We start from the raw sequence: 22,359 nt of genomic DNA, 5'->3' as shown, positions 1-22,359 counted from the left end.
AAAATAAAGCTAAAATTTATACCAAAAAATAAATTTTTGGTATAAATATTTTTTTTAGTGTAAAAAGTGTCTAATTCCTGAAAAATAAAGTGCCATTCCATACTCATTTGCAGCTTCTATAATTTCATCATCTCTAATACTTCCACCTGGCTCAATCACACATTTAACACCAGCTTTTTGTGCTTCATCAATACTATCTCTAAATGGGAAAAATGCTTCACTAGCAAGAACTGCACCTGTTACATCAAGTCCTAAATCTTCAGCTTTTCTTAAAGCTGCTTTACTTGCATCAACTCTGCTTGTCATTCCCATTCCAACAGCTACCATTGCAGAGTTTTTAACATACACAACACAGTTTGATTTTGTCAAACTTGCTATTTTGTAAGCTATTTCCATATCTTTTATCTCTTGAAGAGTTGCAGCTCTTGAAGACATAAGTTTAGAGTTTCTAACCTCATCATCTGCAACTTTATCAGCCTCTTGATATACAAATCCACCATCAACTCTTTTAAAATCAAAACTATCATTTGCTAGTTCTAAATATTTTGTTCCTTGAGAGAATAGTTTAATTCTTTTTTTGCTTTCAAAAACAGCAACTGCTTCTTCTGTAAAATTTGCAGCAAAAATAACTTCTAGGAAAATCTCATTCATCTTTTCTGCTAATGCTTTATCTACAGTTCCATTAACTGCAACTACTCCACCAAAAGCTGAAATTGGGTCACATTTAAGTGCTTCAACATAAGAGTCTAGTAAACTATCTTTAATTGCAAATCCACATGGATTTCCATGTTTTACTATACAAATTGCTTTATCTTTTCCAAAACTTGCAGCTATTCTTGCAGCTCCCGAAATATCTCCCATATTATTGAAGCTAGGCTCTCCTTTAATCACTTTAAATTTATTTGAAAATTGAGATTCAAACTCGTATAAAGCACCTTTTTGATGTGGGTTCTCACCATATCTAGTATCAAACACTTTTGAACCAACAATAAACTGTTTGTTTCCAAAACCGCTATTAAATCTTTTATTCATATAGTTTGCAATCATAGAATCATAAGATGCTGTGTGTTCATAGGCTTTTATCATCAAATCTCTTCTAAACTCTACACTATTTGTATTGTTTTTAAGATTATTTAATACTAAATCATAATCGGCAACATCTGTAACAATAATAACACTATCAAAGTTTTTAGCTGCACTTCTAACCATCGCTGGTCCACCAATATCTATATTTTCAATAATCTCTTCAAAATCATCTGTTTTTTCTATTGTTGCTTTAAATGGATATAAATTTACACAAACTAAATCGATTCCTTCAACTCCTAGCTCTTTGGCTTGGTCTAAGTGTGATTGTTTATCTCTTCGGTGAAGTATTCCACCGTGAATATATGGATTTAGAGTTTTTACTCTTCCTTCAAAACATTCTGGAAATTTTGTAACTTCATTTGCTTCAATTACAGAAATTCCTTCTTCTTTTAATTTATTATAAGTTCCACCAGTTGATATAATCTCATATCCTAAACTTACAAGCTCTTTTGCAAAATTTACAACTCCACTTTTATCGCTAACACTAATTAATGCTCTCAAATTCTTTCCTTTTCTATGATTTTCTATTTTTTTAAATTAAAAAAAGCCAAACCAACTTTGGCTTGGCTTTGCAAGATTATTGATCTTGCTCAATTACCTCTTTAAATCTATTAAAATAGATATGGCTTACTTTATCTAACTCTTTGTAAATATCATTTATGATGATTTTATCTCCACCAGTTTTTCCTATACTTACACACTCAATACCAAATTTAGAAGCCAATTTTTCAAATGCTTCACAATTTTTTGGCTCAACTTCAACTATTGCTCTACTTAGGCTCTCAGAAAAAATATCTCTACTATCATTTAAAGATATATTTGCTTCAACTCCAATATTTCCAACAACAGCCATTTTAGATAAAGATATAGCAATTCCACCAAGATTTACATCTTTTGCAGATTTTAAAAGTTTTGCTTTGTTTGCTTCAATTACTGTATTCCATAAAGCTAACTCTTTTTCAAAGTTTACTTCAGGGTGAACTCCTGCAACTTTTCCATACATTTTTTTAAGATATAAGCTTCCACCAAACTCTGATTTTGTCTCTCCTAAAAGATATAAAATATTTCCATTTGCTTGAAGTTTAGCTGGAAGTACATTTTGTGCATCTTCATTTACACCTACTATTGCAATAGATGGTGTTGGGAAAACTCCTACACCATTTGTTTCATTGTATAGTGAAACATTTCCACCAATAACAGGAGTATTTAAAGCTCGACAAGCTTGTTTAATACCTTCACAAGACTCTTTAAATTGCCACATAACTTCTGGATTTGTTGGGTTACCAAAGTTTAAACAATCTGTAACAGCTTTTGGAACAGCTCCACTCATAGCTACATTTCTTCCACTTTCCATAACAGCTGCAGCAGCTCCTAGTTCTGGATTTATATAACAAAATCTAGTGTTACAATCAGCACTCATAGTTAAAGCTTTTCCAGTCTCTTTTATTCTAATAGTTGAACCGTCTAAACTTCCTGGACCTTTTATAGTATTTGTTTGTACCATTGAATCAAATTGAGTATAAATCCAAGATTTATCAACAATTTCCATATCACTTATTAAATCATCATAAGCTATTTGGTTTGAAATTTGTTTATCTAAACTTATATTTGCAATAGTTTCTAAATATTTTGGTTTTGCAACTGGTCTATCTAAAACTGGTGCTTCTTCTGATACTGGTTGCACTGGAATATCTGCAACTTTTTCCCCATGCCAAAATAGTTCCATATTTCCACTATTTGTAACTTCTCCAATAACAGCAACATCTAGTTCCCATTTTTCAAAAATATCAATAATTTTTTGCTCACAACCTTTTTTTGCACAAATTAGCATTCTCTCTTGTGATTCGCTTAGCATAAAATCATAAGGAGTCATTCCCTCTTCTCTTGCTGGAACTCTGTCTAAGTGCATTATCATACCACTTCCACTTCGTCCAGCCATCTCAAATGAAGATGAAGTAAGCCCAGCTGCTCCCATATCTTGAATACCAACAATTAAATCAGCTTTAAATAACTCTAAACAAGCTTCAAGTAGTAGTTTTTCAGTAAATGGATCTCCAACTTGAACTGTTGGTCTTTTGCTCTCACTATCTTCTGTAAAAGCAGCACTAGACATTACAGCTCCACCAAGCCCATCTCGTCCTGTTTTACTTCCTACATAAATAACTGGATTTCCAATTCCCTCTGCTCGTCCATAAAAAATCTCATCAGCTTTTGCAAGTCCTAAAGTAAAGGCATTTACAAGGTTATTTCCAGCATAACACTCTTCAAAAGTTGTCTCTCCACCAATAGTTGGAACACCCATACAGTTTCCATATCCACCAATTCCAGCAACTACACCTTTTAATAAATATCTATGTTTTTTCGCAGTTTCACTGTTTCCTTCTATTGAAGCAAATCTAATAGAGTTCATACTTGCAACTGGTCTTGCACCCATTGTAAATACATCTCTCATAATTCCACCAACTCCAGTTGCTGCTCCTTGATAAGGTTCTATAAAGCTAGGGTGATTGTGAGATTCCATTTTAAATACAGCTGCATATCCATCTCCAATATCTATAACTCCAGCATTTTCTCCAGGTCCTTGAATAACCCAAGGAGCAGATGTTGGAAAACCACTTAAATATTTTTTACTTGATTTATATGAGCAATGCTCAGACCACATAGCAGAGAAGATACCAATTTCCACATAGTTTGGCTCTCTTCCTAAGATTTTTTTTATATGTTCAAATTCATCTTTAGTTAAAGAGTGTGCTAATGCTATCTCTTCAATATTCAGTTCTTTGTTTTGCATTTTTCACCTTAAATATTTTTGAAATTTAAGGCGATTGTATCTAAAAAGTGTTGAAAAAGTTTTTAATCTTCAGTTAAAATTTGTACTTTGTTATTTGCTATTTCTATAAAGAGTTCTTTTTTTCCGTAAAATTGAACACTAGGACTTACATACTCTTCATCCATAATAGCTCTATACATTGTTTTACCAAGCGAATTTGGATATGGAGAAATATCTATATTAAATAAATTTATAGTTTTATTCTCATTTTTTGCAAATACTTGTCTTTTTTGATTTGAGAATGTGCTAAAATCACTTTTATCTGCTCTTTTAAACTCTTTTGAATAAAAAGATAAATATTCATTTATATTTGAATATTTCCAAGCATCTTTCCATTTATAAATAGAGCTAAGAATTAATGCTATATCATCCTTTTTTGCTTTTTGAAGCTCATTATGACTTGTGATTAAAACTGTTTTTTTAAGATTTATATTTTTATCTAATGACTTTAGCTTTTCATTATCTAAAGCTAAACAACCTTGAGTGAAATTTTCTCTATCTCCATTTAAAGGCATACCATGAATCCAAATTCCGTGACCTTTTTTATTTAAACTTTGATCAAAAGTGTTTGGATATGAAGTTACAAGTGCAAATGGTCCATAAAACTGATCTAATCCTGTTCTTTTTTGAACTAAATCATAAGCACCTTCTGGAGTTTTTTTATCACCTTCTAAAAATTTATCTCCACTATTTTCACCAATAATCATATTTTCTTTAGAGATTAATTTATAGTTATCCTCTGTTTTTTCAAATAAACTTAATTCTTTCCCATTTTTTTGAGCAACAATTACATACTTATTATATTCATAATATCCATAATCAACATTTTTATTATTTAAATATTGTCTCCAAAAATTTATATCTCTTAAATTTCTTTCAAGCTCTTGCTCTACAGATTTAATACCTTCTGCTCTATAAATATCCATCAAGTCTTTGGCATTTAAGCTAAGTGCGATAAATAAAAAAATGACAATCTTTAACAATTCCTTCTCCATTTGTTCTTTAAGTTGTGGAATTGTATAATCAATACCCTAATTTTTTGATAAAACAAAGAGATAAATTATGAAAAAAATTATTATATGCACTATTTTATTTATTAACATACTATTTTCTGCTCAAATTGAAGAGCTTAATTGGTCAAGAGGAGAAACTTTCTTAACATTTCTAGAGAGATTTAAAGTTCCTTTGAGTTTATATTATGAACTTGAAAAAGAGGATAAAGAGCTTTGTAGTGAGATTCAAGCTGAAAATACATATTACTTATACACGGATGATGATGGAAGTTTAAATCAAGTTTTAATTCCTGTATCTACTGATATTCAATTACATATCTATAAAGATAGCTCAAATAATTATAAATTTCAAACTCTTCCAATTGATTATATTGAAAATTCTGAGCTTGTTGCTATAGAGATAAATGAATCAATATCAAATGATATTTTAAAAACAACAGGAAATAATACTTTATCAGCAATTGTTCAATCTCTTTTTAAAAATAGTGATGCAAATTTTAGGAAAATGCAAAAAGGCGATTTTATAGCGATTCAATATACTCAAAAATCGTATTTAGGAAAACCTTTTGGAATGCCTGAAATTAACTCTGCAATGGTACAAATAAATAAAAAACCTTATTACAGATTTAAGAACTTAAAAGATGATAAATTTTATGATGAAAAGGGTATAGGTTTTACTCAAACTTTCTTTTTCCAAATTCCTTTAGCATATACAAGAATTTCTAGTGCTTTTACAAACAAAAGATACCACCCTGTTTTAAAAAGATATAGAGCACACTTAGGAACAGACTTAGCAGCACCAACAGGAAGAAATATCTATGCTGCTGGTGATGGAAAAATTGAATTTGTAGGAACTCAAGGTGGTTATGGAAAAACAATAATTATAAATCACCAAAATGGATATAAAACACTATATGCACATCAAAATGGATTTGCAAAAGGTATATCAAAGGGTAAATCCATCAAAAAAGGGGAACATATAGGTTATGTTGGTTCAACAGGTCTTAGTTCTGGTCCTCATTTACATCTAGGTATGTATAAAAATGGAGTTGCTATTGATCCTTTAAATGTTATCAAAAAACCTCAAAAAGATGGTCTTGAAGCAAAAGAGAGAGCTTCATTTTTGGCAAATACTCAAAATTTGATTAAAAGATTTGAAAAAGAAATAGCAAATGAAAATAGAACTATACCAAATAAGTTTGAAAGAACAAAAGATAGAAGTGAGATTAATATTTTGTAAAATAGAGAAATAATTCCTATTTTACAAATAATTTATTTTTGAAAAGATGCAGAAACTATAGATAAAAACTCATCTTTAGTTTTTTTATCACTTTTAAATAATCCTCTTAAAGATGAAGTAATAGTTGTAGAACAAATTTTCTCAACTCCCCTCATTTCCATACACATATGCCTTGCATCAACTATAACAGCAACACCTTTTGGTTTTAAGTGTTCATTTAAAGCATCACAAATTTGCTCTGTCATTTGCTCTTGAATTTGTAATCTTCTTGCAAATACATCTACAACTCTAGGAATTTTTGACAAACCAACAACTTTTCCATTTGGAATATAAGCAACATGTGCTTTTCCAATTATTGGCAGCATATGATGCTCACAAAAAGAGTAAAACTCTATATCTTTTACAACAACCATTTCATCATTTGTTGAAGTAAATAGTGCTTTTTGTATTATCTCTTTTGGGCATTGATTATATCCACTACACATAAAATCAAAAGCTTTTCTAACTCTTTTTGGAGTATCCAAAAGCCCTTCTCTTTGTGTATCTTCACCTATATATTCTAAAATATTCTTTATTGAATTTTCAAACTCTAACTCTTTATTCATAATGTATAACTCCTTTTTTTGGAACTAAGAATTTATTCTCAGCCTTTTTTATTAAGATTTCTATAATTTAGTATTCTAAAAAATAAAATCTTATTTAATATTTTATATCCAACCTTTTTTTCTAAAAATAACCAAAGGTGTAATAGCAGATAAAATCATAACACCAATTGAAAACAAATATCCATATTGCCAATCAAGTTCTGGCATCATATGGAAGTTCATCCCATAAATACTAGCAACCAATGTTGGTGGAAGGAAAATAACATTTACAATTGTAAAAATTTTAATAACCTTATTTTGCTCCACACTTAAAAGCCCAACAAAGATATTTTGCAAGTAATCAAGTCTTTCAAAATTAAAATTTGTATGATCAATCAAAGACCTAATATCTTTTAACATAATAGGAAGTTCGCTCTTATCGTCTGTTACTCTTTGAGATTTTAGCAAAGAGTTTAATATTCTTTGTTTATCTGTAAGATTTTCTCTTATTTTCATATTTAAGTTTTCAAAAATAGACATTTTTTCTAACAAATCTTCATTATCAACATCATCATCAAAAGCTTGTTTTCTAATAGCTGCTATATCTCTTCCTAAATTTTCGATAATATCAGCATCTGCATCAATTCTTATATCAATAATTTGAGAAAAAATAGAATAACCAGTTTTATACTCTCTTGGAGTTGCCAACAATTTTTTAATAGATGTATTAAAACTCGCTAGTTTTTTATATCTAATTGAAATTAATAAATCACCTTGCAAAATAAAAGAAACTGTCTCATTTACAGGGTCTTTATTGTCATTTATTAAGAAATAACTATTTATTTCAATTCTATTTGCTTCTTCCCAATATCTCGAACTTAGCTCAATCTCTTCACTCTCTTGCTTTGTTGGAAACTCTATATCAAAAATAGCTTCAATAGCTTTTACTTCATCATTTGTAGGAAAAAGCATATCAACCCAAATAACACTTTTTCTATCTTCAATATCCTTTAGATACTCAACACCTTCCATAACAGTAAGTCTATTCCCTTTTTTTACATAGCAACTAATCAAACTTACTCCTTTAAACTATTTTATAATATTTCCCATATCCCAAATTGGAACAAAAATTGCTATTACTATCCAAAGTATTAATAGCATAATAAATACGAGAAACAGAGGTTGTATTAGTGATATTAGAAAATTTATTTTATCATTAAATCTACTTTTGTAAATCATTTTAATTTCACCAATAACCAAAGGTAAAGAGTTTGAAACTTCTCCTGTGTTTATTAGATTTAAAACTATATCGTCAAATATTTTTGATTCGCAAAAAGAGATATTTATAGATTTTCCATTTTCTAAAAAATTATCAATAATAGCTATTCTATCTAATAGATATTTGTTTTTCAATAAAACCTTTGCACTTTTAAAGCATTTATGGAATTCAAATTGTGATTTTTGCATTATTTCTATAAGCAAAAAAAACTTATACAACTCCAAACTTAAGATTATATCTTTTATTATAAAAATATTATTTATAAAAATTTTATCAAGAAAATATTGAAATTTATCACTATTTTTATAAAAAATATAAAAAAATAGAGGAATAAATAAAAAAGAAAGAGCAATAAAAAGATAATAATTTGTAAAAATATACTCAACTTTAAGCAAAATTTCTGTGGCAAAGGGAAGTTTTGTTTGGCTTTGCATAAAAATTGTTTTAAAATTTGGAACTACAAAAATAAATATTGAAAACAAAGATAAAATAAAACTTATTAATAAGAATATTGGATATGAAATTGCCTTATAAAATGCCTTCTTAATATCTTCTATTTCTCTTAAAAGTTTTGAAATTGCAGAAATATTTAAAGAAATATCACCTCCTTCAAAAAGTATTTTTGAAAACTGTTTAAATAAAGGATTTATACTAAAAGAGTCAAAATTATTTTTTGAACTATTTTGTTCTATAAAACTATTCTTTAAGCTAGATAAAAATAGTAAGATATTCTTATCTTTTTTATTTTTGATTAAAATATCAATAGCATCTGCTATATTTATATTTGAATTTAGCATTAAATTTAGCTCATAAAAAATAAGATTTAAACTTTTATTATCAATTTTTCTTCTTTTAAAAAATGAAAACTCCAAATCCTTTTTTAATTCAACAATTTTTAGGATATTTTTTGGTTTTTTAGAACTATTTATATTATCTGTTTCTAAAATAAGCTCATTTATTTTCTGATTTTCTTGATAAATTATTTTATATTTTTTCATATATTTACAACTTTTAAAACCTCTTCAATAGAAGTTATTTTTTCTTCTACCTTTTCTAATCCATTATCTTTTAAGGTTTTAAAATTTATGCTTTTTAGATACTTTTCAAACTCTTGTTTAGTAGATTTTTGAGCTATCAAACTAGATATTTCATCATCTACTTTTAAAATTTCTGCAATTGAACTTCTTTCATAAAATTTTGTAAAATTACAAAGTTCACAACCTTTAAAATCACACTTTGTACAATAATTTAAAACCAATCTTTGAGCCATTACTAGTTTTAAACTTGTTGCTATTAAAAAAGGATCGGCTTTTAAATCCAGCAATCTAGTAATCGTCTCCAAAGAGCTTGAAGCATGAATACTTGCAAGTACTAAATGCCCAGTTAATGAAGCTTGAAGAGCAATATCTAGTGAAAATTTATCTCTAATTTCACCAATAAAAATAATATCTGGATCTTGTCTTAAAATATTTTTTAATGCAAGTTCAAAACTAAGTCCAACTTTGCTGTTTACTGGAATTTGGTTTATTGAAGATATTTTATACTCAACTGGATCTTCAATAGTTATTATCTTCTTATCTTCACTATTTAACTCTTTTAAAATTGAATACAAAGTGGTAGTTTTTCCGCTTCCTGTTGGTCCACTAATTAGCACTAATCCTGAACTCAATTGCAAATTTTCTAATAAAAACTCATAGATATTTTTGCTTAAACCTAAAGTTTGTAGATTTTTATCTATATTTTTTGTATCCAAAACCCTTAAAACCAAGGATTCAGCTTCAATTGTTGGCATTGAAGAGAATCTAAAATCATATTTTTTATCCATTAAAGTTAGCGAAAATCTTCCATCCATAGGAAGCCTTACTTGAGTAATATCCAAATTTGAAAGAAGTTTCAAATATGATGAAATTTGTGTAAAAAACAGAAAATCCAAAACAAAAAATATCTTTAATTTTCCATCAACTCTAAATTTAAACAATGCCCTATTTTCAAACTTTTCAATATGAATATCACTAGCTCTTTTTTCTATTGCAAAAAATAAGATTTTTTCTAAGAACTCCTTTATATAGCTATCTGAACTACTACTATTTAACTTTTGTAAGATAGAAAAAAGCTCTATTTTAAAATCCAAATTTGAAAGTAAAAATAGAATATCCATCTCATCAACTTCAATAAAACTTAAAATTTTTGTAAAATTATTTTTTATATTTTCCAAATTTGAGTTTTTACAAACAGCAACTTTTAGAATTATATTGTCTTCAAAAATAGGAATTATTTTATTTTTTATAAAATAATCTTTTTCATACTTCTCAAACAGTGAATAATTAATCAAACTTTTTAGGATATTTTGCATACGATAGCTCCAATTTTATCTCTTCATTTTCGTTTTTCAAAATAACATAATCTTTAAAAATTTTTATTAGTTTAAAACCATTTATCTCATCATTTTTTTTAAGCCAAACTCCATTTATAAAGGCAAAATCTGAAACTATTGCATTTATCTCAAAATTTATAATTTCATACTCAATAATCTCTTTTTCATCTTCCTTATATTCATTATTATCTATTTCTCCTATCTCTTTTATATCTTCTTTTAATATTATTTTTTCATTATCTTCAAACTTTTTTATATAAAAATTTCTAAAATCTATATTTAAATAGACAATATTTTTATCCTCTTCTTTTTTAAAAATCATCTTTTTAATTCTGCTAAAATTATTTAACTTCTCAATATTTTCTAAAAATAGGAAAATATTATTCAAGCTTCCACTAAATTCAAGAAAAATCTCTTCATCTTTTTTTTCACTCTTTCTTATAAATATCTCATTCTCTTTTGCAATAATTTCCAATTTTAAAGATATTTCAAGGATATTTTCTGACATTTTTTTATTTTCAAGTATATTAGATTCAAATTTTGCCTTTATAGAATCTTCACTATTTTTACTATTTTCTAAAAATATATAAACACTCAAAAATAGTAAAATTGGCAAAAGATAAAGCTCTATTTTTGTCTTTTTTGAGCTATTTACAAACTTATCATTTATATATTTGAACATCTATTTTTGCCTTATAAATATTTTTATTCTCAATAAAATCAATCTTTGAAGATAAAAAAACAAAATCCTTATCTTCCAAAAATTTATAAATATCATCTTTATTTGAAGAAGATATTTCAAGATTTAATATATCTTCAATAAAAGAAAATTTTTCTACTTTAAGATTTTCTTGCTCTAGTTTATAAAATATTTTTTTTAGCCATTGTTCAAAACTATCAAATTTATATGCATTTTCTAAAATTTTAATATCAAGATTATTTTCTTTTTCATAACTTTCTTGGCTTTTATAATTTTCTTGCATAAAAAAAAGTAAACAAAAAAAAGCTAAACAAAACATATATAAAAGAAAAAAGTAAAATGAATAATCCTTTTTTATGTCAAAAAATTTAATATTAGTCTTTTTTACAATCTCATTTTTATAAAGTTCATCTTTGTTAATTGTTATAAAAGTATCAAAAGTAATTTTAAAATTTTTGTTTAGATAGCTTAAAAGCTCACGATTGTCTATATTTTCATCAATATTTTGAATATAGTAGATTTTGTTATTTTTAAAAATTAAGAAATATTTTTCATAAATAAAAGAGATAAACTCTTTTTCATTATTTTCTAATAATTTATAAAATAACTCTATTTCTAAATTATTAAATTTCTCTTTTATTAAAAGAATTTGATAGATTTTTAGCTCTTTTATATAGTTTAAAACAATTTTTGAGTTTGAGGAAAGATTTATATTTTTGAGTTCAAAAAAGGTAGAAATAAAACTTTTTAAGTTTTTCTTTTCTATCTCTTCACTAGCTTCAATGTCGATAATTTCGATATTTTCTAAACTATAAAATTTACCCATTTTAGACTCATTTTTAAAAAATTATTTAAAAATGAGTTTATAAAATATTAGCTTAAAATAATATATAAAATTATATTATTGGATTTCCATATCATAACCCATTGATTTTAGGGCATCTTTGTTTTTTGTCCAATTCTTTTTAATGCTTACAAAAAGTTCCAAATAGCACTTTTTACCACTTAGTTTCTCTATTTTTATTCTTGCAGCTTTTCCAATTCTTTTGATTGCTGTTGCATTTTGCCCTATTATCATACCTTTTTGAGTATCTTTTTGTACAATTATTGTGGCTTTTATCACATCAACATTTGGCTTTTCTTCAACTTTATTTACAATTACATCTGTTTCGTAAGGAATTTCATCACTAATATTTTCAAAAATTGACTCTCGTATAAACTCTTTGTAAATATCTCTTAAATGCTCTGTAGTCATAATTTCTGGATCAAACAAATATGGATGTTCTGGCAAATATTTTACAACCTCATCTAAAATATCAGCTTTTTTTGTAGCTCTTTTTATAGAAATTGGAATAATAGCTTCGTAATTTTGACTATATTTTTCATACTCTTGTAACTTTGCCATTAGCTCATCATTGTTTACAAAATCTATTTTTGTAAGAAGTAAAATATGTTTTGTATTTTTCTTATTTTTCTCTAAAAAATCTTCATAATATTTTAAACTATCTGTAACTGGAGCTAAAAAAAGTATTAAATCACAATCTCCCATAGCTCTTAAAGCCTCTTCTAGCATAAATTGGTTTAGAAGCTTTTCTGTTTCATGAATTCCTGGAGTATCCACAAAAATAACTTGGTCATCTTCGTGCATAACTATAATATTTGACCTTTTTCTTGTTGCATTTGCTTTGTGTGAAACCATTGCTATTTTCTCACCAACAAGCCAGTTTAAAAGTGAACTTTTACCTGCATTTGGACGACCAACAACTGAAACATATCCGCATTTTGTCATATTTTTGCCTTTTTTTAATTTTATAATTTATATTACCATAATTTTACTATTACTATTTTTTATGACTTTATAAATCTTTTTGTAATTTCACTAGAATTTAGTTCTATATTTTTTTCATTTAAGAAACCAAAATAGTATTTTTCATCTTTATAGTTTGCTTCAATTACCAAAATATTTTTATCTTTATGATTTTCTACAAATTTTGTAATAGCTTCTAAAGGGCTATTTTTCCAATATTTCTCAATTTCACTATTGTTTCCAACATCAAAAAACATACAATCATCACACATAGAAAATATATACTCTCCTGCTCCTTCTAAAATCTCCAAAGAGCCACTATCGTGATCTAATTTTTCATTTGTAAAAGGGCAAAAAAGCTTGAAATTTCCGCCAATATCATCTACATTTATCTCTATTTTATTCATTTTTTCTCCATTATCTTAATACAACTTGTATATCATTTATACTTTTAAACTCAATAAACTCTTTTAAAAGTCCTACTAGCTCCACAACTTCGCTATTTTTCATCCTAATACAACCGCTTGATTCATAAGAACCAATAGTTTTTTCACTTAAAGTTCCGTGAATTCTAAAAGTATCCTTTCCATCAACTCTATGAGTTAGATTTATTTTTGCACTTCCCATATAGTTTAACTTATCTCCACCTTTTACAACTTTTGGCAAAACTATACCTTTTTTTCTAAAACTCTCTATTGTATCTTGTGTTGGATACCAAACAGGATTTAGTGTAATTTGTGTAATATTTCCAGTTCCTAAAGGCTTTTTTATATCTTTTCTGGCTGTTGAAACTTTGTAGGTTTTTAAAAGTTTAGATTTTTTATCAACTTTTGCATTTACGCTTAAAATATTTTTTGATGAATCAACATCGATTATTATCTTATCATAAGAGCCTGTTTCACTCAAAATATTATCAACTTTTTTAAAAGTTGATAGTTTTGGAGTATATTTATCTATTATTTTTGTTCCTATTTGTGAAAAATCTTCTACAAATTTATCTTCATCAAAAACATTTATTTTTGAGAATTTCTCTATAAATTCATCAATTTTGATTAACGACTCTTTGCTCTCTTTTGAAAAAGAGAAAGAAAAAATAAGAAAAACTAATAATAAAACTCTAAACAATACTTATATTCCTTAATTTGACTAAACTAAAGTAGATTTATACCAAAATTTACTATCAAATTAGATTAACAATTTTTAGGTACAATTTGCCAAAAATTATAGAAAAATCTGGAAAAAATATGAAAGAAAAATTAGAAACAACACTTTGCCACCTTACAAAATTTGCACCTTTTGAAGATACTACAGGTTCTTCACATTTTCCAATATACAACACTGCAACTTTTGATTTAAAGAAACAAAAAGGTGAAAAAATTTACGACTATACAAGAAGTGATAATCCTACAAGAGAAGCTTTAGAAAATTTCTTTGCCTATGCTGAAAATGGCTCTGGAGCAGTTTGTACACATACTGGAATTGCAAGTGTTGCCTTGCTTTTTGAAACAGTTTTAAAAGCAAACTCTACAATATTAGTTGAAGCTGATTGTTATGGAGGAACAAATAGATTACTAAAAATCTATAAAGAAAAATACAATATTGAAGTAATAAAAGCAGATTTCCACGATTTTTCAATGCTTGAACATATCTTAAAAACTTCTAGTGTAGATTTGGCTCTTTGTGAAAGTCCGACAAATCCAGGATTAAAAATAATTGATTTAGAAAGAGTTTCAAAACTTTGTAAAAAATATAACTCACTTTTTGCAGTTGATAACTCACTAGCCACATTTATTAGCCAAAAACCACTTGATTTTGGAGCTGATTTTAGCTTATTTTCAACTACAAAATATATAAGTGGACACGGTGGAGTAATTGCAGGAGCAATTGTTGCAAAAACAAAAGAGAATGTGCAAAAACTTCACTACTACTCAAATGCAAATGGACATAATCAAAATCCACTAGATGTGCATCTTATATCTTTGGGAATTCCAAGCCTTAAAATAAGAGCGAAAGCAAGTAGTAAAAACTCTATAAAACTTGCAAAATTCCTAGAAAAACAAGAATTTATAGAAAAAGTTACTCATCCAGCTTTAAAATCTCATCCAGACAAAAATTTAGCAAAAAAACAGATGAGTATAATCCCTGGATTATTTTGTGCAGATTTTAAAAGTGTTGAATTAGCAGAAAAATTTATTGCAAATAGCAAAATATTTGGAGAAAAATGCTCTTTTGGCAGTCCTGATAGTAGAGTTGAAATTCCTAGCAAAATCTCTCATGCAAGTTTCTCAAAAGAGGAGTTAAAAGCTATTGGAATAAGTGATAGTACAGTTCGTTTTGCTATTGGTTTTGAAGATATTGAAGATTTAAAAGCGGATATTTTACAAGCACTAAAATGAAAGATAGTTCAAATTTTAAACCAATAGAATGTGGAGAGACTCTTCCACAAAAAAATATTCATGCCGTTTCAACTTCAATGCCAACTTTACAAGATGTAATTGATTATGAAGAGCAAACACCAGAGATTTTAGAAAAAATAACTGTTGCATATCCTAGATTTGTAATACATCCATATTTGAAAAAATTGGCAACTTATTTAAAAGAGAAATATGAAGTATCAAATGAATATGAATTGGTGCTATTAAGTAGCAAAAAAGCAGTAGAAGTTGTAAGTAGTAGATATTTTATTCATAATAAATTTGAGTTTTTTGAGCCTTTTGGAGTGATAAAAGTATTAAAAGGAAGACAACACCAAAAGGTTTTAAAATTTATTCAATATGTTGGATATAACTTAAGTTCAAGACTTGCTGAAGATTATTTGTATGATTTAAAATTAATAGATAAAAAACAAAATGAAGAGCTTGAAAATAGTGAAATTTCAAAAGATATTATCTTAAAAACTTTAGCAGATGGCTACAAAGAGAAAGAAGAGAATATCTGTTTAAGCCCATCTGGAATGAATGCAGTTTATAGTGTTTTAAAAGGTGTAAAAAACATCCAAGCAAGAAATGGAAAATCTGTTTTAATCCAGTTTGGATGGCTATATTTGGATACTACAAATATTGTAAATCACTATTTTGAAGAGAGCAAAGTTTTTTATGATGTTACAAATTTAAATGAACTTGAACTTTATCTAAAAGAACAAGGAAATAGAGTCTCTTGTATAATCACAGAAGTTCCTACAAATCCTCTTGTAAAAACTGCAAATTTAGAAAAACTGCGAGAGCTTTGCGATAGATACAATATTGTTTTGGTAATTGATTCAACTTTTGCAACTCCTTATAATCTAAATTTGAAACCTTATGCTGATATTTTTGTAGAGAGTTTGACAAAATTTGCCTGTGGAAATGCCGATGTTTTAATGGGTGCTATAATTTTAAATAGCAATTTTAAAATCTCACATATCAAAAATGAACTCTTTAAACAAAGCGATGAGCCATATATAAAAGATATGCAAAGAATGGCAAAAGAGATTGTAAATTATGAAAAAAGAGTGAAAAAAATATCTCAAAATACAAAAGAGCTTATCGAGTTTTTACATACTTTACCATATATTTCAAAGGTTTATTCATGTTTAGATGAAGAGAATTTCGAGAATTATCAAAAACTAATGATTGATGAAAATAGCCTTTGTGGAATAGTATCAATTTATATAGAAAATGATTTTGAAAAAATTTACAATAGCCTAAACTTAGCAAAAGGTCCCAGCCTTGGAACTGAATTTACTCTACTTATGCCTTACACATATTTGGCACATTATGACTTAATAACAAGCCAAAAGGGGAAAGAGTTTCTAAAAAAAATCGAACTTCCAAAAAATCTTATAAGAATTTCTGTTGGAGTTGAAAATATTGATGAGATAAAAAATGAGTTTTTAAGGATTTTAGATATTTATGATAGAAAAAGCGAATAAACAAAATATAGAAAATATCTCAAAACTAATAGTAAATGCAATTGATGATATTGCAAACACACTAACAGGTGAAAAAGAGCCAGAAAAAGTAAAAGAGACTTTGGAAAAATATATAAAAATGGATATTTGTAGGCTTTCATACAACAATATTTACACTTATACAAAAGAGCAAAAAATAGTAGGAATCTTAATAGCCTACTCTTCAAATGATGTTGAAATCTTGGATAAACCAATGCTAGAACACTTAAAAACAAAAAATATTTTTTTAAATTCATTTGAAAAAGAGTGTTTTCCTGATGAATTTTATCTTGATACTATAAGTGTAGATGAAAACTTTCAAGGGCAAGGGATAGCAAAAGAGTTTTTTGCCTATTTCTTTGATTTAGCAAAAGAAAAAGGCTTTAAAAAAACTTCACTTTTAGTAGATTACAAAAAAGAGAAAGCTAGAAATTTGTATGAAAAAATGGGCTTTTGTATAAATGACACTTTGGAAGTATCAGGAACAAAGTTTCATCATATGATAAAAGAGATTTGATTTATTCGGTACTACACTACCGAATGATTGTAAGTTATTCAGTAGTATGATGAAAAATATACTTTAAAATTTTTGGAACTAAGGATTTATCCTTAGCCAAAAGCTTGTTAGTGAAGATTTATTTTTTGAAGAGCTGAGAATAAATTCTTAGTTCCGCAGAAGCCAAAATTTAATACAAAAAGCCAAAGTGGGATTTTCCCATTTGAGCCTATTTCTATATCATCAGAAACCACAAAAGAATTTTCTATATCTTTAATTTGGGAAAAGCTTTTATTTTTTCCACCAATTTCAAAAATAAACTTATCATCTACCAAAAAATCGCCACTATTTGGATATAGCATATCATATTTTGCTTATTACAAAGTATAATTATCCTACTACTCATAACTTTTAGCTATACTTTTTGCAGTATTAAGCAAATTTTCACTCCAATTTTCACTCAAAGTATCGATTGTAACAACAGTTCCATTTATCTGTTTTGCTAAAATTTCAGATGATTTTTTTGAAAATTGTGGAGAGGTAAAAACTATTTTTATATTATGCTCTTTTGCTTCAGTTATTAGCTTTACAAGTTCATTTGGTTTTGGCTCTTTACCCATATTTTCAACTGCAATTTGCTCCAAATTGTATTTTTTTGCAAAATATCCCCAAGATGGATGAAATACCATAAAAGCCCTATTTTTATGAGCTTCTAAAATATTTTTTATACTCTCATCCAAAATCTGAAGCTCTTTTATAAACTCTTCATAATTTGTTTTATAAAAATCACCATTTTCTTTATCAGCCAAAACAATAGATTCATAAATATTTTTTGCTTGAGTTTTTACCAAACTAGGCTCAAGCCAAATATGTGGGTCTAAAGCATCTTCATCGTGTTCATGGTGTTCATGATGTGGATTGTCTTCATCATGATCGTGATCATCGTGAGAGTGCTCAAGCATTTCAATTTTTTCAATACCCTTTGTAGTATCAACAAAAATAGTACTTTTTGCATTTTGTTTAAATTTATCTATCCAAACTTTTTCGCTAGGCTCTCCAATTGTAAAATATAATTTTGAGTTAAACAAAGCTTTCATTTGTGATGGTTTTGGCTCAAAATTGTGAGGAGAACTTCCAGGTGGAACCATTACATTTATCTTAAATTTATCTTTTACAATTTTTTCTACAAAATATTTTTGTGGCAAAATTGTAACTGTAATTTCTTGTACAGTTGCAAATAAACTAGAGATTGATAGAGATAAGATTAATAATATTTTTTTCATAATTTTCCTAATATGCAACTAGGTTGCAAGATTTTCTTAGAATTTTAATCATTTTAAACTTTAATGCAACTTAGTGGCATTTTTAATGCTTTTTTTGATAAACTAAATTTATGGATAATTCAATACAAAAAAATAACTTTTCAAATATCAAGCTAACTACTGCTAGAAAATCTATATTAGATATATTAGTAAACTCACATAAACCTCTTTGCTATGAGGATTTAAAAGATAAAATTTTTATGGATAAAGCAACTTTTTATAGAAATATAACTTATTTCGAAGAAGAAAATCTTATAAACTCTTTTGAGTCAAATGATAAAAAAAGATATTTTGAGATAAAAGACAAAGAGCATATTCATTTTATTTGTTCAAATTGTTCTATAATTGAATGTATATATGATAAACCTAATTTCTCACTAAATGACTATAAAATCGATAATATAATTCTAAAAGGTAAATGTAAGGAGTGTAATAAAAATGAAAAATAGTATTTTTACAAGAGTACAATTAAGACAGATTGCAAAATTAAAAACTAGATATGATTTTATAAAAAATTTCGTATCAATAGAGACTTTAAGTGGATTAATCCTATTTTTGGTTACAGTTTTTGCAGTTTATATTGCAAATTCAAGCCATTCAAGTGCTTATTTTGAGTTTTTCTCTTCATATCTTTCTATTAGCTTTGCAAATCACAGTTTTTCTATGAGTATTCTTCACTGGGTAAATGATGTTTTAATGGCAATTTTCTTTTTAGTTGTAGGAATGGAGATAAAAAAAGATATGCTTGTAGGTGAACTTTCAAGTGTAAAACAAGCATCTTTTCCTATAATTGCAGCTATTGGAGGAATGATAATACCAGCTATTATTTATCTTAGTTTAAATAAAGAACACCCAACTGGATTTGGAGTTCCTATGGCAACAGATATAGCATTTGCTTTAGGAATTTTAATGTTACTTGGGAAAAGAGTAAATATCTCTTTAAAACTATTTTTAGTAACTCTTGCCGTAGTTGATGATTTGGGTGCAATTATTGTTGTAGCAATATTTTATACAAGTGAATTAAACTATATTTTCTTTTTATATAGTGCAATAGTTTATGGTGCTTTAATATTTTTAAATTATATTGGAGTTAGAAGAATTTTGCCATATATAGTTCTAGGTATTATTTTATGGTTTTGTGTACATAGTTCTGGAATTCACTCAACTATTGCTGGTGTTTTATTAGCATTTACAATTCCTTTAAAAACAAAAAACTTTGATAAAAATTACGAATTTGAAAACTCTCCTCTTGATAAATTATCTTTAGCTTTACACAATTTTAGTGCCTTTTTAATAATGCCACTTTTTGCTTTTGCAAATGCTGGAGTTATAATAGATTTTTCAAGTGTTTTAACACATAAATATATTGTATTAGGAGTTGCTTTAGGGCTTATAATTGGAAAGCCTATTGGAATATTTACATTTACATATTTAGCAACAAAACTAAAAATAGCTATAAAACCTGTAACTGTATCTTGGGCTGAAGTTATAGCAGCTGGTTTCTTAGGTGGTATTGGATTTACAATGTCAATATTTATCTCTCATTTAGCATTTAGTGATGAAAGTATCGTAAGTGCTGTAAAATTAGGAATTTTTGCTAGTTCAATTACAGCTGCTATAATTGGTGTTATTCTTATTCTTTTAGTTAAAAAAAGAGCCTAAGCTCTTTTTTTAATCTCTATTTTTCTAGCAAATGCTCATATTTTTTATCAGTTAAAAGCTTCATAAAAGCAACCAAAGCATCAACTTTTCTATCATTTTGAGCATTTGCTTTTAGCTCTTTTAGTGCAACTGTATCTTTGTGTTCTGGTTCATCCCAAGGCTGTTTTGTCTCAGGGTTTAGAACTCTATCTTTGTTATTGTATTTATCATAAAACTCTACAACAGTTCTTAAATCTTTAAAAACTCCATTGTGCATATATGGAGCAGTTACAGCTACATTTCTTAAACTTGGAGTCTTATATTTTCCTATTTGCTCATTTTTATTTTTTTCATTTTTTATTTTTTCATTTGCTAAAAGCCCTAAATCTTTCTCTTTTACACCATTTATTTCTCTAAGTTCATGATTTACAGGAACTCCAATATTATGAAACTCATAATTTGTAAAAGTCTCTCCAGCTTTTCCCTCGCCTTTTAAAATATGACAAGTTGCGCATGAGTTATTGTTATTTGAAAAGAAAATAGACATTCCTAAATCTTCAAGAGGAGTTAAGTCATATTCGCCTTTTAAATATCTATCATATTTTGAATCAAATGGAGAAAATTCATCAGTTCTCTCAAAACTTCCAATAAGAATTGTCATAGCTTCATAAGCTTTTAAATCATCTTTAAAAATATCATCTCCAAAAAGTTTTTTGAAGTTTTCTACATAAAAAGAGTTCTCTTTTAATCTACTTACTACCTCTTTTTCATCTTTCATTCCCATTTCAATAGGATTTAGTGGTGGACCACCTGCTTGTTCTTCTAAAGTAGCTGCTCTTCCATCCCAAAATTGCCCACCTTTATAGAAGCCTTTTTTCTCATCAAAATGAAAATTTGGAGAAAACTTTGCATAAGAAGCTGTTGGAGCTTGTCTATCTCCCAAAGATTTCAGATCATCTCCCAAAGATGCCATTTGTTTTACACCATTATCTCTATCATCTATAAATCCAGCTTGTGGATTGTGACAGGTTGCACAGCTTTGAGTTCTATTTTTTGATAAGTTTACATCAAAAAATAGTGTACGACCTAGCTCCTCTTTTGAAATATCATTTGCATTAAGTATTTGACTTAATACTATTATTCCTAAACCCAATTTTAAATTTTTCACTAGAAACTCCTTTTTTATATAGATTTACAAATGGTCTAAAATATAAATCTTTTATGCTTTTATACTCACTCATCTGATTTTTTCTTATTCCAAATTTTAAAACTTTTACATCTTTTGATAAAGCTAAAGTTCCAAAAACTCTATCCCAAATAGCAATATAACCACCATAATTTTTATTAAAATGTTTTTTATCGTGATGTATTTGGTGCTGTTTTGGAGATAAAAACCACTTTTCTATAAAAGAAAAATATGCAAATGGCACATGAGAATGTCTTAAATTTGAACCAAAAATTGAAGTTATAAAGACTAAAATATTTACTCCAAAAACCATATATATATTTATTTTTGCACCAAAAATATAGATAAAAACTCCTGTTACAAAACCAATACTAAGAGCATATCTAAGCCCAAATAAAAAGTTTTCAACAAAATGAACTCTATAAAAAGTAATAGGTGTTAAAACTTTTGCACTATGATGAACCTTGTGAAATTCCCATAAAATAGGGATTGTATGCAAAAATCTATGAAGCCAATATCTTGTAAAATCACTAAAAACAAAAATAGCAATAGTATATAAAACTGTAATTTGAAAATAAGAGAAACTAAAAGTTTCAAAAAACCCAAAATAGCTATATAAACTCTTATTTATAAATAAAGCAACACTTTTTGCACTTAAAACAAAAGGTATTATAAGTAAAATATTTACCAAATTTGATAAAAAAAAGTAAATATAATCTAGCTTTGCACTAGGATGTAGCCAAAGTTTTGAAGAGCTTATTACTCTTGTACTTTTTTTTGTGAAATAAAAGTACAAGATAGCTAAAAAAAAGCAACTCAACAAATAGAGCCAATATACTCTTTTATTTGGGTTTGTTAAAAAATCAAGTGCAA

21 protein-coding genes and 1 pseudogene are annotated in these 22,359 nt (G+C 27.2%); 6 read left to right on the top strand and 16 right to left on the bottom strand.

All coding sequences use genetic code 11. The features are described 5' to 3' along the window. Positions 1 to 54: 54 nt before the first annotated feature. From purH to IQC44_RS06930, 3 genes are all read right to left on the bottom strand, one after another. Positions 55 to 1,587 carry a bifunctional phosphoribosylaminoimidazolecarboxamide formyltransferase/IMP cyclohydrolase gene (purH, locus tag IQC44_RS06940; protein ID WP_198305617.1) on the bottom strand — a complete coding sequence of 511 codons (1,533 nt, stop codon included), beginning with the start codon at positions 1,585 to 1,587 and terminating at the stop codon, positions 55 to 57. Positions 1,588 to 1,663: 76 nt separating this feature from the next. Further along, positions 1,664 to 3,877 (bottom strand): phosphoribosylformylglycinamidine synthase subunit PurL, encoded by a 2,214-nt coding sequence (purL, locus tag IQC44_RS06935; RefSeq protein WP_198305616.1) that lies wholly within the window; start codon positions 3,875 to 3,877, stop codon positions 1,664 to 1,666. Positions 3,878 to 3,939: 62 nt separating this feature from the next. Beyond that, a complete protein-coding gene (locus IQC44_RS06930) occupies positions 3,940 to 4,899 on the bottom strand; it encodes a L,D-transpeptidase family protein (RefSeq protein ID WP_228286280.1) in 960 nt (319 codons plus the stop codon). A 79-nt stretch (positions 4,900 to 4,978) separates the two neighbouring features. Here IQC44_RS06930 and IQC44_RS06925 point away from each other — a divergent pair, with 79 nt between their 5' ends. Continuing rightward, entirely contained in the window at positions 4,979 to 6,169 is a 1,191-nt protein-coding gene (locus IQC44_RS06925; protein ID WP_198305614.1) for a M23 family metallopeptidase, read from the top strand. A 32-nt stretch (positions 6,170 to 6,201) separates the two neighbouring features. On the opposite strand, the gene folE is transcribed toward IQC44_RS06925, so the two are convergent. The 9 genes from folE to IQC44_RS06880 all read right to left on the bottom strand — a co-directional run bounded on the left by folE (position 6,202) and on the right by IQC44_RS06880 (position 14,038). Beyond that, complete coding sequence (gene folE / locus IQC44_RS06920; protein WP_198305613.1) at positions 6,202 to 6,774, bottom strand: GTP cyclohydrolase I FolE; 573 nt, start codon at positions 6,772 to 6,774, stop codon at positions 6,202 to 6,204. A gap of 102 nt (positions 6,775 to 6,876) precedes the next feature. Then, the gene (corA, locus tag IQC44_RS06915; protein ID WP_198305612.1) at positions 6,877 to 7,827 is read right to left on the bottom strand and encodes a magnesium/cobalt transporter CorA; all 951 of its coding nucleotides are present in this window, start codon (positions 7,825 to 7,827) and stop codon (positions 6,877 to 6,879) included. 15 nt (positions 7,828 to 7,842) lie between these two features. Next, positions 7,843 to 9,030 (bottom strand): type II secretion system F family protein, encoded by a 1,188-nt coding sequence (locus IQC44_RS06910; RefSeq protein WP_198305611.1) that lies wholly within the window; start codon positions 9,028 to 9,030, stop codon positions 7,843 to 7,845. Then, on the bottom strand, positions 9,027 to 10,385 hold the full coding sequence (locus IQC44_RS06905) for a GspE/PulE family protein (protein ID WP_198305610.1): 1,359 nt from the start codon (positions 10,383 to 10,385) through the stop codon (positions 9,027 to 9,029). The genes IQC44_RS06910 and IQC44_RS06905 overlap by 4 nt, the downstream gene beginning before the upstream one ends. After that, a complete protein-coding gene (locus IQC44_RS06900; protein ID WP_198305609.1) occupies positions 10,357 to 11,088 on the bottom strand; it encodes a hypothetical protein in 732 nt (243 codons plus the stop codon). The genes IQC44_RS06905 and IQC44_RS06900 overlap by 29 nt, the downstream gene beginning before the upstream one ends. After that, positions 11,069 to 11,932 (bottom strand): hypothetical protein, encoded by an 864-nt coding sequence (locus tag IQC44_RS06895; protein ID WP_198305608.1) that lies wholly within the window; start codon positions 11,930 to 11,932, stop codon positions 11,069 to 11,071. The genes IQC44_RS06900 and IQC44_RS06895 overlap by 20 nt, the downstream gene beginning before the upstream one ends. 75 nt (positions 11,933 to 12,007) lie before the next feature. Then, positions 12,008 to 12,895: a GTPase Era gene (era, locus tag IQC44_RS06890; protein ID WP_198305607.1), complete on the bottom strand. Its 888-nt coding sequence runs from the start codon at positions 12,893 to 12,895 to the stop codon at positions 12,008 to 12,010. A 59-nt stretch (positions 12,896 to 12,954) separates the two neighbouring features. After that, positions 12,955 to 13,320 (bottom strand): hypothetical protein, encoded by a 366-nt coding sequence (locus IQC44_RS06885; RefSeq protein ID WP_198305606.1) that lies wholly within the window; start codon positions 13,318 to 13,320, stop codon positions 12,955 to 12,957. A 10-nt stretch (positions 13,321 to 13,330) separates the two neighbouring features. Next, on the bottom strand, positions 13,331 to 14,038 hold the full coding sequence (locus IQC44_RS06880; RefSeq protein ID WP_198305605.1) for a L,D-transpeptidase: 708 nt from the start codon (positions 14,036 to 14,038) through the stop codon (positions 13,331 to 13,333). An 86-nt stretch (positions 14,039 to 14,124) separates the two neighbouring features. On the opposite strand from IQC44_RS06880, the gene IQC44_RS06875 reads away from it, so the two are divergent. Genes IQC44_RS06875 through IQC44_RS06865 form a run of 3 tightly spaced genes read left to right on the top strand, consistent with a single transcriptional unit; the run spans position 14,125 to position 17,358 of the window. Further along, positions 14,125 to 15,309 carry a trans-sulfuration enzyme family protein gene (locus tag IQC44_RS06875; protein ID WP_228286279.1) on the top strand — a complete coding sequence of 395 codons (1,185 nt, stop codon included), beginning with the start codon at positions 14,125 to 14,127 and terminating at the stop codon, positions 15,307 to 15,309. Continuing rightward, on the top strand, positions 15,306 to 16,823 hold the full coding sequence (locus IQC44_RS06870) for an aminotransferase class I/II-fold pyridoxal phosphate-dependent enzyme (protein ID WP_198305604.1): 1,518 nt from the start codon (positions 15,306 to 15,308) through the stop codon (positions 16,821 to 16,823). Before IQC44_RS06875 ends, IQC44_RS06870 begins: the two co-directional genes overlap by 4 nt. Further along, on the top strand, positions 16,804 to 17,358 hold the full coding sequence (locus tag IQC44_RS06865) for a GNAT family N-acetyltransferase (RefSeq protein WP_198305603.1): 555 nt from the start codon (positions 16,804 to 16,806) through the stop codon (positions 17,356 to 17,358). Before IQC44_RS06870 ends, IQC44_RS06865 begins: the two co-directional genes overlap by 20 nt. A gap of 107 nt (positions 17,359 to 17,465) precedes the next feature. Here IQC44_RS06865 and IQC44_RS06860 read toward each other — a convergent pair. Next, positions 17,466 to 17,684 (bottom strand): annotated as a pseudogene (locus IQC44_RS06860) (hypothetical protein); the annotation flags it as partial. Between the two features lie 51 nt (positions 17,685 to 17,735). Then, positions 17,736 to 18,620, bottom strand: coding sequence for a metal ABC transporter solute-binding protein, Zn/Mn family (locus IQC44_RS06855; protein ID WP_198305602.1), 885 nt, complete (start codon positions 18,618 to 18,620; stop codon positions 17,736 to 17,738). 110 nt (positions 18,621 to 18,730) lie between these two features. Between IQC44_RS06855 and IQC44_RS06850 the strand changes: the two genes are divergently transcribed. Together IQC44_RS06850 and nhaA are read left to right on the top strand one after the other, a co-directional pair. Further along, the gene (locus IQC44_RS06850; RefSeq protein ID WP_228286278.1) at positions 18,731 to 19,108 is read left to right on the top strand and encodes a Fur family transcriptional regulator; all 378 of its coding nucleotides are present in this window, start codon (positions 18,731 to 18,733) and stop codon (positions 19,106 to 19,108) included. Continuing rightward, positions 19,098 to 20,321 carry a Na+/H+ antiporter NhaA gene (gene nhaA / locus IQC44_RS06845; RefSeq protein ID WP_198305601.1) on the top strand — a complete coding sequence of 408 codons (1,224 nt, stop codon included), beginning with the start codon at positions 19,098 to 19,100 and terminating at the stop codon, positions 20,319 to 20,321. The genes IQC44_RS06850 and nhaA overlap by 11 nt, the downstream gene beginning before the upstream one ends. Positions 20,322 to 20,337: 16 nt before the next feature. On the opposite strand, the gene IQC44_RS06840 is transcribed toward nhaA, so the two are convergent. Together IQC44_RS06840 and IQC44_RS06835 are read right to left on the bottom strand one after the other, a co-directional pair. After that, positions 20,338 to 21,468: a cytochrome c peroxidase gene (locus IQC44_RS06840; protein ID WP_198305600.1), complete on the bottom strand. Its 1,131-nt coding sequence runs from the start codon at positions 21,466 to 21,468 to the stop codon at positions 20,338 to 20,340. Further along, positions 21,416 to 22,306: a sterol desaturase family protein gene (locus IQC44_RS06835; protein ID WP_228286277.1), complete on the bottom strand. Its 891-nt coding sequence runs from the start codon at positions 22,304 to 22,306 to the stop codon at positions 21,416 to 21,418. The genes IQC44_RS06840 and IQC44_RS06835 overlap by 53 nt, the downstream gene beginning before the upstream one ends. Positions 22,307 to 22,359: the final 53 nt, after the last annotated feature.

This window comes from Arcobacter vandammei (genome assembly GCF_016106035.1).
Taxonomy (GTDB): domain Bacteria; phylum Campylobacterota; class Campylobacteria; order Campylobacterales; family Arcobacteraceae; genus Aliarcobacter; species Aliarcobacter vandammei.
Note: the sequence above shows the minus strand (reverse complement) of the source record. Positions and strands in the feature narration are given on the sequence as shown.

Coding starts and splice junctions, on each gene's coding strand:
- purL (WP_198305616.1), bottom strand. CDS start 3,877: ATGCAAAACAAAGAACTGAATATTGAAGAGATAGCATTAGCACACTCT.
- IQC44_RS06925 (WP_198305614.1), top strand. CDS start 4,979: ATGAAAAAAATTATTATATGCACTATTTTATTTATTAACATACTATTT.
- folE (WP_198305613.1), bottom strand. CDS start 6,774: ATGAATAAAGAGTTAGAGTTTGAAAATTCAATAAAGAATATTTTAGAA.
- IQC44_RS06910 (WP_198305611.1), bottom strand. CDS start 9,030: ATGAAAAAATATAAAATAATTTATCAAGAAAATCAGAAAATAAATGAG.
- IQC44_RS06905 (WP_198305610.1), bottom strand. CDS start 10,385: ATGCAAAATATCCTAAAAAGTTTGATTAATTATTCACTGTTTGAGAAG.
- IQC44_RS06900 (WP_198305609.1), bottom strand. CDS start 11,088: ATGTTCAAATATATAAATGATAAGTTTGTAAATAGCTCAAAAAAGACA.
- IQC44_RS06895 (WP_198305608.1), bottom strand. CDS start 11,932: ATGGGTAAATTTTATAGTTTAGAAAATATCGAAATTATCGACATTGAA.
- era (WP_198305607.1), bottom strand. CDS start 12,895: ATGACAAAATGCGGATATGTTTCAGTTGTTGGTCGTCCAAATGCAGGT.
- IQC44_RS06885 (WP_198305606.1), bottom strand. CDS start 13,320: ATGAATAAAATAGAGATAAATGTAGATGATATTGGCGGAAATTTCAAG.
- IQC44_RS06870 (WP_198305604.1), top strand. CDS start 15,306: ATGAAAGATAGTTCAAATTTTAAACCAATAGAATGTGGAGAGACTCTT.
- IQC44_RS06865 (WP_198305603.1), top strand. CDS start 16,804: ATGATAGAAAAAGCGAATAAACAAAATATAGAAAATATCTCAAAACTA.
- IQC44_RS06855 (WP_198305602.1), bottom strand. CDS start 18,620: ATGAAAAAAATATTATTAATCTTATCTCTATCAATCTCTAGTTTATTT.
- IQC44_RS06850 (WP_228286278.1), top strand. CDS start 18,731: ATGGATAATTCAATACAAAAAAATAACTTTTCAAATATCAAGCTAACT.
- nhaA (WP_198305601.1), top strand. CDS start 19,098: ATGAAAAATAGTATTTTTACAAGAGTACAATTAAGACAGATTGCAAAA.